At 54.5% G+C, this 11,721-nt stretch carries 7 protein-coding genes and 1 pseudogene; 6 read left to right on the top strand and 2 right to left on the bottom strand.

Going from position 1 to position 11,721, the window contains the following annotated elements; genetic code table 11:
* Positions 1-282 precede the first annotated feature (282 nt).
* Together fucP and ACW8F6_RS16415 are read left to right on the top strand one after the other, a co-directional pair.
* Positions 283-1,569, top strand: a complete 1,287-nt coding sequence (gene fucP / locus ACW8F6_RS16410; protein WP_491576964.1) for an L-fucose:H+ symporter permease — start codon at positions 283-285, stop codon at positions 1,567-1,569.
* 116 nt (positions 1,570-1,685) lie between these two features.
* Complete coding sequence (locus tag ACW8F6_RS16415; protein ID WP_491576965.1) at positions 1,686-2,150, top strand: methylglyoxal synthase; 465 nt, start codon at positions 1,686-1,688, stop codon at positions 2,148-2,150.
* Between the two features lie 61 nt (positions 2,151-2,211).
* Here the strand turns inward: ACW8F6_RS16415 and ACW8F6_RS16420 are convergent, their stop codons facing one another.
* Positions 2,212-4,734 carry a glycoside hydrolase family 3 protein gene (locus tag ACW8F6_RS16420; protein WP_491576966.1) on the bottom strand — a complete coding sequence of 841 codons (2,523 nt, stop codon included), beginning with the start codon at positions 4,732-4,734 and terminating at the stop codon, positions 2,212-2,214.
* A 348-nt stretch (positions 4,735-5,082) separates the two neighbouring features.
* On the opposite strand from ACW8F6_RS16420, the gene ACW8F6_RS16425 reads away from it, so the two are divergent.
* Complete coding sequence (locus ACW8F6_RS16425; protein WP_491576967.1) at positions 5,083-7,221, top strand: prolyl oligopeptidase family serine peptidase; 2,139 nt, start codon at positions 5,083-5,085, stop codon at positions 7,219-7,221.
* Between the two features lie 67 nt (positions 7,222-7,288).
* Here ACW8F6_RS16425 and pgi read toward each other — a convergent pair whose 3' ends face one another.
* Entirely contained in the window at positions 7,289-8,941 is a 1,653-nt protein-coding gene (gene pgi, locus ACW8F6_RS16430) for a glucose-6-phosphate isomerase (RefSeq protein ID WP_491576968.1), read from the bottom strand.
* A gap of 187 nt (positions 8,942-9,128) precedes the next feature.
* On the opposite strand from pgi, the gene ACW8F6_RS16435 reads away from it, so the two are divergent.
* From ACW8F6_RS16435 to ACW8F6_RS16445, 3 genes and pseudogenes are all read left to right on the top strand, one after another.
* Positions 9,129-10,157 (top strand): LacI family DNA-binding transcriptional regulator, encoded by a 1,029-nt coding sequence (locus ACW8F6_RS16435; RefSeq protein WP_491576969.1) that lies wholly within the window; start codon positions 9,129-9,131, stop codon positions 10,155-10,157.
* Between the two features lie 186 nt (positions 10,158-10,343).
* Positions 10,344-11,390, top strand: a complete 1,047-nt coding sequence (locus tag ACW8F6_RS16440) for an SIS domain-containing protein (RefSeq protein ID WP_491576970.1) — start codon at positions 10,344-10,346, stop codon at positions 11,388-11,390.
* Positions 11,390-11,721, top strand: a pseudogene (locus ACW8F6_RS16445) (N-acetylglucosamine-6-phosphate deacetylase); the annotation flags it as partial. The gene ACW8F6_RS16440 and the pseudogene ACW8F6_RS16445, both read left to right, overlap by 1 nt.

An 11,721-nucleotide genomic window follows, 5' to 3' on the forward strand; every position in this document is an offset into this window, starting at 1 on the left:
AGCTATTCATACGTATGCAGTCCGTTTGACACCGACATTCGGTAAACGATTGTAAAATCTGCATAATGCCTATTATGCCACAGTTAATTTACAGGCCAAGGCTCTTTGGGCCCCCGTTTCTGGGGATTTTGGACAGAACACGGTTGACAGCGCTGTCATTTTGCAACAAAGTGGCGCTATTGAAAAATCACCCGCCGTTTCACTTTGGTAGGTGACGTGGCCAGGCGGGCCTGTTAAAGTTATTAAGACTATAACCATAAGAGACAAACCTAGGAGAGTTTTATGGCCAGCAGTGCGCAAAGCGCCAATTACCAACCCACTGTCGAAGATGGCAGCGGCACCAACTACACCACACCACTGGCAGCATTAACCAGCCTGTTTTTCATGTGGGGCTTTCTAACCTGCTTGAACGATATCTTGATCCCCCACCTGAAAAGCGTCTTTTCACTGACCTACACCCAGGCAATGCTGGTTCAGTTTTGCTTTTTTGGCGCCTATTTTGTGGTTTCCATGCCCGCCGGCGCGCTAGTCAAGCGAATCGGCTTTAAACGCGGCATAGTGACCGGCTTAATGGTGGCCGGCATCGGTTGCCTATTGTTTTACCCAGCCGCCAGCTTGCGCATTTACTCCCTATTTTTAGGTGCGCTGTTTGTATTGGCTGCGGGTATTACCATTCTGCAGGTATCTGCCAACCCCTATGTCACCGCACTGGGCCCACAGGCAACGGCCTCCAGCCGACTCACCCTGACCCAGGCATTTAACTCGTTAGGAACCACGGTAGCCCCGTATTTTGGCGCCACGCTAATCCTATCCGCCGCAGTTTTGGGTGCAGACCAACTGGCAGCGCTATCACCCGAGCAGTTAGATAATTATCGCGCACACGAAGCTGCCGCAGTCCAGATGCCCTACATTGGATTGGCCTTAACGCTATTCGCCCTGGCGGCACTGTTCGCCTGGTTTAAATTACCCGCCATCACCCCCGAAGCTACGGTGGTGCACGACGGCGACAAGGACAGCATCTGGAATCACCCCCACCTGGTCTTGGGTGCGGTGGGCATTTTTCTCTATGTGGGCGCAGAAGTGGCTATTGGCTCACTGCTGGTCAACTACTTTGCACTGCCAGAAGTGGCGGGTATGACGGAGGCCAAAGCGGCCGAATACATTACCTACTACTGGGGTGGCGCCATGGTGGGTCGTTTCATTGGCGCGGCGGTTATGCAAAAAATGAGTCCGCAAAAGGTTCTCACGTTTAATGCCATTGCCTGTGTGCTGCTCATCGGCATATCAATTGCCAGTACCGGTGGTGTAGCCATGTGGGCCATTTTAGCGGTAGGCCTATTTAACTCCATCATGTTTCCCACCATTTTTGCCTTAGCCATCACCGGACTTGGGCGTTTAACCAGCAATGGTGCAGGCCTGATCTGCCTGTCTATTGTGGGAGGCGCCATAGTCCCGCTGTTTCAGGGCATGTTGGCAGACGGCTTTGGCTTACAAATTTCTTTCCTGCTGCCGTTGGTTTGCTACATCTACATCGCCTTCTACGGCTTGAAAGGATCTACACCTCGTTAAGTGTGATGCACCGCTTAGCCCGCGCCTTGCGCGGGTTTTTTTTGCGCTGAATTTCTTGCCCCTGCTACAATCGGCTAACAACCAATGCCCGTCTCGGGCCTTAGCAGGAAAGTCACATGCAGCAAAAAACCGTGACCATGGCCGCCACCAAAAAGGTCGCGCTGGTCGCCCACGACAACAAAAAACAGGAGCTTGTCGCCTGGTGCAATAAGCACAAGCAAGACTTGGCCCCCCACAGTTTATACGGCACCGGCACTACCGGTGCGATCATCGAGCGCGAAACCGGCCTGCCGGTACACAAGCTCATAAGCGGCCCACTTGGCGGCGACCAGCAAATTGGCGCGTTAATTACTGAGGGCAAGATCGACTTTCTTATCTTCTTTTGGGACCCCTTTGAGCCCCTACCCCACGACCCAGATGTGAAAGCGCTGCTACGCATTGCCGCGGTATGGAACATTCCCGTGGCCTGCAATCACAGCTCTGCCGACGTCATGGTGAATTCCACATTGTTTCGCGGCAGCTTTGAACGCAACGTACCGGACTATGATGGGTATTTGAAATCCAGATTAAGTCCAGAATAAAAAAAGCCCGCATTAGCGGGCTTAATAATGTGAGCGTATCAGCCACTCGGGCCGATGTTACTCAGTCAGAGCAAGCCACGGTGGCCGAACTTCGCGACTCAGGCAGCAACTGAATATTGGCCAGAGATACATCGAGCGCACCATCTGCCTGTAGCGCAAAGGGCGCAGTGACTGCCTCAAGGTTTAGCCCACCCACAGCGAAGCAGCGTAGGTCAACCGAGAATTTCCGCCACTCCCCCAAGGGCAATTTACGCCACGCTTCTGCCACCGGTACCACACCGCCGCAGTCTGCACCGCAAGCCATTGCCAACTGCGCGCCCGAGGCCGGCGCCGCATTAAGCCGTAAATCAAAAATTAAGCTGGCATTGGCGGCCATAAAGCCCGACAAATCGACGGGCAATTCAGAGGCAATACGCACGGAGGCGGCTTCTGTTCCGCTAAATACTGCGCGTCGCGCATCATCTTGCAGTAAGTAATCGTGTCCAGTCACCGACAAGGCTTGCACACTGAGGGTATTGGTATTAACGGCCACATCTTCGCTTTCGCTAGTAACGTACATAGTCCACGGATCTAGCACTCGGCTTTCGAAAATACCCAGCGGCACTGGCGCGGCATCACCAGCCAGCACATTGCGATCTTCCGGCAAAAGACCCAGTGTGTCTGAATCGCCGTAGCGAAGACCGAAACCGTAGGGAAACAATGGATCATAGGGTTCTTCGTTGGGATTCAGGCGCACCTGGCTCAAATCTTTTGGCCAGCTGAAGGATAACTTGCCCTTAAAGTCGTAATTGATCGCACCGTCGGGCTTACGCAACAGCACGTCTGCCACGCCCTGACCTTCCGAGCCGGGTAAAAATGCGGCCACGAATGCATCCGACTGATTGAGCTCCGCGTTGACCCACAAGGGGCGCCCGGATAAAAACACAGACACTACGGGAATACCTTGATCCCGCAAAGACTTTAGCAATTTAACGTCTTTGCGTGTTGCCGGCTGAAATTCAAGCGAGTTGATATCACCCTGCCATTCTGCATAGGGGTTTTCGCCAAACACCACCACAGCCACATCCGGTTTCACATTAAACCGACCCTCTTCGCTAAGGGTCAAAGTACCACCCGCCGGCTCGACAATCGCTTTAAATCCGTCGTAAATGGACGTAGCACCGGGAAAGTCCGCATTGGTATTGCCAGTGCCCTGCCAGGAAAGCGTCCAGCCTCCCGATTGCTTGCCAATATTGTGCGCACCGTCGCCCGCCATCAATATATGTTGTTTGGGGTGCAATGGCAGCAGTTGATTTTTATTTTTCAGCAGCACCAAAGACTCCCGCACCGCCTGGCGCGCAATCGCCCGGTGTTGATCGTTACCCAGTACGTCGCCTACGCCATTAATTTCTGCACGGGCCATAGGCGAGGGCCCATCGAACAACCCAGCGCGCATTTTCACACGCAAAATACGCCACACCGCGTCGTCCAATCGCGCCATGGGAATTTCACCTGTGCGCGCTTGTCGAATGGTGTTTTCCAGCAATTCCGGCCATTCCTGAATAGACATGAACATATCCAGGCCCGCGTTAATCGCCTGGGCACATGACGTAAAATCACACCCCGGCACAAAGCCGTGACCGTTCCAGTCGCCCACCACAAACCCGTCAAAGCCCATCTGATTTTTCAAGACATTGGTCAGCAAGTGAAAATTGCCGTGCAAGCGTTCGCCATTCCAACTGTTAAAGGACGCCATCACGGTCTGGGCGCCAGCGCTCAACCCGGCAAAATAACCCTGCGCGTGAATATCGCGCAAAACTTCTTCGGAGACTTGGGTATCGCCTCGGTCGCGGCCGTTAAGCGTACCGCCATCGCCTACAAAGTGTTTGACGGTGGCCACCATCTTGGACGGCGAGAAGAGGGTCTCTGTCCCAGGCACGCCCTGAATACCTAACACCATCTGCTCGGCAAATTCACGCACGATTTCAGGATTTTCTGAATATCCTTCGTAGGTGCGACCCCAGCGATCATCTTGGGGCGCAGCAACCGTGGGCGCAAACGTCCACTGCACGCCGGTGGCAGACACTTCGCGAGCAGTCGCGGCGCCAATCTGGCGAATCAGCGCTGGATTACGGGTCGCCCCCAAGCCAATATTGTGGGGAAACAAGGTGGCCCGAATCACGTTATTGTGTCCGTGCACAGCATCGGTACCCCAAATTACCGGAATCGCCAGCCCACCGTCGCTGGTATCCATCGAGGCCTGGTAGTAGGCCTCGGCAACGGCCACCCAGTCGTTCTCGGTGGCGTATTTGTCGTTGTTGGGGAAGGTACCACCGCCATTCAGTATCGAGCCTATGTGATGCTTTTTAACCTGCTCGGGCGTGATATAGCGAATTTCCGCCTGAATTAGCTGCCCCACCTTTTGCTCGATAGTCATTTGCGCGATCAACTCGGTAATACGCGCCTCCATTGCCGGATCTTGCTTGATAGGGCTATTCACTGCGGGCCAAACTACCGGCGTCTGCTCCTGCACAGATTCGGAATTACAGCCCGGCAGCAAACTTAACGCAGCAATCGCTACCCCCCAATGCCACAAACTTTTCATAACTTCGGCCTTTCTTATTAACGCTGCCAATCAGCTTTATGAGTTTACCCGGGCGCATCTGCCCAGACTGCAACCCTGCCCCGCCAGCCAGCGGCGGCCTGAATTCAAAAAATGCCGGCCACAATGCGGCCGGCCAGGTATAGAACGAAAGAAAACAAAGCCCGGGATACCCAATACCAGACTTTAGGTCCGCGAAACGGACGAAAAACACCGCCACGACACCTGAGATATAATATAGTCAATTTAACCATATCAAATCAAGTGAATTGATAGCGCCAGACGAAATTGCGTGAATTGCACGTTGTTTCGTCTGATGGGGAATAAGAATGAATGCCTAAGGAGTTTGTGATGAAGCGCCCTTCGCTCTGGCTTTGCAGCCTGGCCCTTGTAACCGCTGCCTGCAGCGATACGCCCGACGATTTTCAATGGCTGGAAAATGTGGAGGGGCCCGCCGCATTGGCGTGGGTGGATGCCGCCAACCAGGAAACTGAGTCCCGGTTAGCGCAATCGCCGCTGTACCAATCACTGTACGCCGAAGCGCTGTCCATACTGTCCAATCCCCAGCGTTTGCCTAAGGTCACGCAGAAAGGCAAGTACCTTTACAACCTTTGGCAAGATCAAGCACACCCACGGGGCATTTATCGACGCACGACCACCGCGGCTTTTGCCAGCGGACAACCAGTTTGGGAAACAGTGCTAGACATCGACAAACTCTCAGAAGCTGAGCAAACGGCCTGGGTGTTTAAAGGCCTGGATTGCCTTAGTCCCGAATACCGCCGGTGTCTGCTATCGCTTTCTGAAGGCGGTGGCGATACTCGGGAAATTCGAGAGTTTGATACGGAAAGCTTAACCTTTGTGGAAGACGGCTTTTATTTGCCGGCGGCCAAGACCAATGCCAGCTGGATTGATGAAAACCAACTGTTTGTAAGCACTCATTTCGGCGCGGGCAGCCTCACTGACTCGGGCTACGCACGGCAGGTTCGACACTGGCAGAGAGGCACGCCCCTTGATGAAGCACCGCTACTGTTTACCGCGGCGCAAACATCGGTATCGGCCAGCGGCCACCACTATAAAGACGGGAGTCATCACGCCAGCATCGTTACCGAGGCCACGAGTTTTTGGGAGGCGCAATACCACTTGCTTAAAGCCGGGCAATTACATCCCATGCATTTGCCGGCCAGCGCCGTCATTAACGACTTAGTTAGAGATGAGCTATTGGTATCGCTAAAGGCGGACTGGCATTTTAATGGCCGCGATTTTGGCGAGGGATCGGTACTATTGATTCGACCACAAATTCTGCTAACACCGGATAAATCTGCCGCCCACGACATCACGTTACTGATAGAGCCCTCGCGCGACTTTGTGGTAGAGGAAATTCACGCAACCCCCGGGGGCGTGTTGGCCGTGGGTTTAACCGACGTAAAATCACAGGCGCGCCTGTATCAAAAAACAGCGGGACAATGGCGCTGGGAAACCATCGATCTGCCCACAGAAGGTACTATCAGCATTGAAACCATTGATGCAAAAACCGGTGATTTTTTTGCCCGCTACGAAGATTTTTTAACACCGCCCAAATTTTACTTTGTCCAAGCAGGGAAAACACCTAGCGTTGCGGCTTCTCAACCGCCCACCTTTGACAGCAGCCAATTTGTGAGCGAACAGTTTTTTGCTCAATCACCCGACGGCACCAAAGTACCCTACTTTGTAGTGCGCGCCAAAGACCTTCAGTACAACGGCAAAAATCCGACCCATATCTTTTCTTACGGTGGGTTTCGAGTCTCCTTGCAACCCTCCTACTCTGGCTCCTATGAAGACCTAAATGGCGCCTATGGAAAGCTGTGGCTTGAACGCGGCGGCGTATTTGTGCTGGCAAATATCCGCGGTGGCGGCGAATATGGCCCCGCGTGGCACAGCGCTGTGCTTCTAGAAAATCGCACGAAAGCCTACGAAGATTTTGAAGCAGTGGCCAAAGACTTAATCAAGCGAAACATTACTTCGCCTGAACATTTAGGCATAGAGGGCCGCAGCAATGGCGGATTATTAGTTGGGGCAACCATGGTTCGCCAGCCCGATTTGTACGGCGCCGTCATCTGCGGCGTGCCGCTCCTGGATATGCGCCGCTACCATACCCTGCTCGCCGGCGCGAGTTGGATGGCGGAATACGGCAACCCGGATATTGCGGAGCAATGGGCATGGATTAGCGAATACTCGCCGTTTCAAAATATTAAAGAGGGCGCTCAATATCCGCCCACTTTTTTCTATACATCCACGAAGGACGACAGAGTTCATCCCGGCCACGCTCGCAAAATGGCTGCGCGTATGAAGGCCTTCGGGCAACCCATTGCCTATTACGAAAATCGCGAGGGCGGACACGGCGGTTCGAGTACAAAAGACCAGCTCGCCAAACGCATAGCGTTAAGTTATACCCATTTGTGGACGCACTTAGCCCAACATCCAGGCGCTGCGCAGGCCAATACACAACTTTAGTATTCCCACTTTGCAACCGCCCCTGACCTAACGGTCAAGGGGCGAATTGCGCAATCTTTTTAGGTGCTTAGTCTTGCGCAACTTGGCAAAAACGCACTAAGCCCAAAGTGGACCCGTCTTGATTTGCAGATGCTGGTTCGCCTTTTAATTGCTGCTCCACCTTGCCCGCCAATAGCTTGCCCAGTTCGACCCCCCATTGATCGTAAGAACAGATATTCCAAATTACGCCTTGGGCAAAAATTTTGTGCTCGTAGAGCGCAATTAATGCCCCCAGACTGTGCGGCGACAATCGCTCCAGCAGTATCGTGCTGGAACTGCGATTGCCGGCATGCACCTTGTGCGGCACCAGGGCTTTTTTCGCGGTTTCATCCAGGCCTTGAGCGCTCAGCGATTGCCCGACTTGCTCGGCGCTCACGCCGTCCATCAGTGCCTGCGATTGCGCAATCAGATTCGCTAACAAGTTTTCGTGATGCTCTGGCAGCGCGTGCAGTGCCGATTTGGAACCAATGAAATCAGCGGCGACGGCGTGAGTGCCCTGATGCAATAATTGATAGAACGCATGTTGCCCATCTATACCCAACTGGCCCCACACAATGGGACAGGTGTTGTAGCGTACGGGCTGGCCATCGCGCTGTACCGATTTTCCGTTGCTTTCCATTTCTGCTTGCTGCAAATAAGCGGGTAAGAATGACAAGCCTTGATCGTATGGCAGTATGGCCAGTGTGGGCACCCGCAAGAATGTGCTGTTCCAAACTCCCACCAACGCCATCAACAGCGGTAAATTTTCGCGGTCTGGCGCCGTCAGAAAATGTTTGTCCATGGCGTGGGCGCCGGCCAACAGTGCCTCAAAATGCTCAAACCCCAGATACAAAGCAATCGGGAGACCTATTGCTGACCAGAGCGAAAAACGCCCACCTACCCAATCCCACATGGCAAAAATATTATCCGGTGCGATACCCATAGCCTGCGCCTTATCGGTGGCGGCGGTAACAGCGGCAAAATGTTGCGCCACGGCACTCGCATCGACACCACCGGCAAGCAGCCATTTGCGTGCGGTCTGCGCGTTGATCATGGTCTCGCGTGTCGTAAAGGTTTTTGAGGCCACCACAAATAACGTCGTAGCGGGGTTGAGCTTTGCCAGCGTGCGCTGAAGGCTGATGCCGTCCACGTTACTGACAAAATGGACCTGTAAGCGCTCGTCGGCATATTCCGCCAATGCTTCGCATACCGTTTGCGGCCCCAGGTTAGAACCGCCAATACCGATACTCACTACATCGGTGATTGGCAAGCCCGTATACCCTAACCATTGGCCATCGCGCACAGCCGCCACGAAGGCCCGCATGCGCGCCAGCTCTCCCTCTACCTGGTGATTAATACTGCCTGTCGACTCCCCTGCTAGCGCATATTGTCGCCCCGACCGATCCCGTAGCGCCATATGGAGCACCGCTCGATCTTCCGTGCGATTGATCGGGCTACCGGCCCACTGCGCCGCGCGCTGCGCGTGCAAGCCGGATTGCTGCGCCAGCGCCAACAGCTTGTCCAACACCTCCTCGGTCACACGCTGCTTAGAAAAATCGAACAAATGACCACACCAGCGGTGGGAAAATCGCTCAAATCGTGCGCTGTCGCGCGCAAACAGATCGGCAACGGACCAGGATTGCGCCTGACTCGCCAAGTGTTCCAGTTGGCGCCAGGCGGGCAATTGAGTTGGGCACGGCATAGGGCATCCTTTAAATTAAAACTGCATGACAACGTTGTCTTAAATATATCACGACAGACAACGTTGTCAATTGCAAGAGGTTCGCCCTAACCGCCTTTACAGGGTGATTTACTTGCTCCCTCCTCCGGAAGGCTCTACCCTTGCCGACTTGTCCGTCACACATCAATACAGGGTTTACGCAGCACACATGAAGGCAACCATCAAGGATGTGGCCAAACTGGCCGGTGTTTCTTTTAAAACTGTCTCGCGCGTCATCAATCGCGAGCCCAGCGTGGGCCAGGATCTGCAAGATAAAGTGTGGGCTGCCGTCAAAGAGCTGAATTACCAACCAAATCTAGGCGCCCGCCTGATGCGCGGGGCCGCCTCGTCCATCGGTTTTATTTACGATAACCCCAACAGTAACTACGTTATCGAGATGCAAAATGGTATTTTGCAAACCTGCCGCAACGAAGGCTACGAACTGGTTATTCACCCCTGTGATGCCAAGTCGCCCGACATACTGAGCGAGCTCAACGACATGCTAGATCGCTCGCGCGTTGGCGGCCTGGTGCTCACGCCGCCGCTGTCGGAGACTGCTGAAGTGATCGACGCCCTTAGAGCAAAAAACATTCGCTTCGTACGCATTCTGTCGGGCCAGGCGGCGCCGGACACCCTGTCTCCCTGTGTATTTATCGACGACCGCACGGCCGGCTTCGACATTACCCAATATCTTATCGACCTGGGGCACACGCGCATCGGCTTTTTAGGGGGCGATATGGAACACGCCTCCAGTGGCGAGCGCCTTGAAGGCTATAAAGCCGCCATGCAGAAAAACAATATTGCACTGGACGAGGCGCTCATCGTGCCGGGTGAATACGCTTTTGAGTCGGGGATTGAGCGCTCAAAACACCTGCTCTCCCAACCCCAAAGGCCCACAGCCATTTTCGCTTGTAACGATGAAATTGCCGCAGGTACTCTGTTTGCCGCCCGGATAATGGGCGTATCCGTACCCCAGGAGCTGTCTATAGTCGGATTCGAGGATTCGCCCTTTTCGCGCCAGGCGTGGCCTAAACTCACCACCGCCCAACAGCCGAACAACACCATTGCCCAAACGGCGGCAAAACTGCTCATCAACGACATTCGCGCCGGGCGCGAGGCCGCCGGTGAGCCGGCCTGCCAGGGCTTCTACCCCAAGCTGGTAGTGCGCGATTCCAGCTGCCCCGCTAACGCCAATTAGCGAAAGTAATAATCTGGGGGTTTACAACCCCTTTTTTACACGACACAATGACAACGTTGTCTCAGGGGGTGGACACACCTGGATTGATAGGTCTTCGCCCCGACGGGTCGACCAGCCAGGTGCCGCGACATAGCGCCCGCCTCCACAAACAGTTAACTGATCGCACAGCAATTATTGGACGCTTTTATGACTGCCACCGCCACCCAGCTACAACCCGAACAAACCCTGATGTACCAAGAAGCAGCGTCGAGCGCCGACGTGGTAGCACGCCAACAGTCTGAAAATCAGGCACTAATCAGCAACGCGGTTAGTCAAATCAAAACCTTCAATCCCATCGCAGTGGTCACCATGGCACGCGGCAGCTCCGACCACGCCGCCACCTACGCCAAGTACCTCATTGAAACGCGCACCGGTGTGCTGACATCGTCCGCGTCGCCGTCGGTCAGCTCGGTGTACCAAAGCCAACAGAAACTGAAAGGCGTGCTCTATATTGCTATTTCTCAATCAGGTAAAAGCCCCGATCTATTGGCGGGCGTTGCCCAAGCAAAAGCTGCCGGCGCCTTGACGCTGGCACTGGTCAATGTAGAAGACTCGCCGTTGGCGGATTTGGCAGATATCGTGATACCTCTGCGCGCAGGGGCAGAGCACAGTGTGGCTGCCACCAAGTCGTATATCGCCACCCTGAGTGCCGTCTTGCACCTGGTAAGCGAATGGAGTGGCGACGAGCTGCTTATTGCCGCTTGCAAACAATTGCCACAGCAATTGGCACAAGCGTGGCAATGCGACTGGCACAAGGCCGTAAGCACCTTGTTGCATGCCAACAACCTTTTTGTCATCGGGCGCGGCATGGGCTTTGGCGTGGCGCAGGAAGCGGCACTGAAGTTTAAAGAGACCTGCGGCCTACACGCGGAAGCCTTTAGTGCGGCCGAAGTGAAACACGGCCCCATGGCCATTGTGAAAGCCGGCTTTCCGGTATTGATGCTGGCGCAACAAGACGAAACCAGCCAGGGCTTTGACGCCTTGGTGGAAGACTTTAAAGCGCGCGACGCACAAGTACTGGTCGCCAGCGAAAAAGCCGAGTGCGGCTTACCCGTCGTGGCGGGCAGCCACCCCGCCGTGGCACCGATTCTCGCCGTCCAGAGCTTTTACAAAATGGCCAATGCGCTCTCTATTGCCCGCGGTTACAATCCTGATCAACCGCCGCACCTGCGCAAGGTAACGGAGACGCTGTAATGGCCAAGGCGAAGGCACTGATCAATGCAAGAATATTTGACGGCGACGGCTGGCTAACCGATCACGCACTCATTTACTGCGGTCAACATATCGAGCAACTCGCGCCACTGTCATCAATTGCAATTGACGACTACGAGGTCACCGACCTCTGTGGTTTTCGCCTGCTGCCAGGTTTGATCGACACCCAGGTCAACGGCGGCGGCGGCGCACTGCTGATCGATGCGCCGACTCTGGAAACGCTTTGCACCATCGGTGATGCCCACCGCAAGTTGGGCACCACCTCTTTTTTACCAACACTCATAACCGCCGACCTGAACGGGGTCGAGCAAAC

The organism is Simiduia sp., assembly GCF_058345725.1.

Bases quoted from the DNA above. Each gene is read 5' to 3' on its own strand.
- ACW8F6_RS16440 (WP_491576970.1), top strand. From the start codon at position 10,344: ATGACTGCCACCGCCACCCAGCTACAACCCGAACAAACCCTGATGTAC.
- ACW8F6_RS16435 (WP_491576969.1), top strand. From the start codon at position 9,129: ATGAAGGCAACCATCAAGGATGTGGCCAAACTGGCCGGTGTTTCTTTT.
- ACW8F6_RS16420 (WP_491576966.1), bottom strand. From the start codon at position 4,734: ATGAAAAGTTTGTGGCATTGGGGGGTAGCGATTGCTGCGTTAAGTTTG.
- ACW8F6_RS16415 (WP_491576965.1), top strand. From the start codon at position 1,686: ATGCAGCAAAAAACCGTGACCATGGCCGCCACCAAAAAGGTCGCGCTG.
- fucP (WP_491576964.1), top strand. From the start codon at position 283: ATGGCCAGCAGTGCGCAAAGCGCCAATTACCAACCCACTGTCGAAGAT.
- pgi (WP_491576968.1), bottom strand. From the start codon at position 8,941: ATGCCGTGCCCAACTCAATTGCCCGCCTGGCGCCAACTGGAACACTTG.
- ACW8F6_RS16425 (WP_491576967.1), top strand. From the start codon at position 5,083: ATGAAGCGCCCTTCGCTCTGGCTTTGCAGCCTGGCCCTTGTAACCGCT.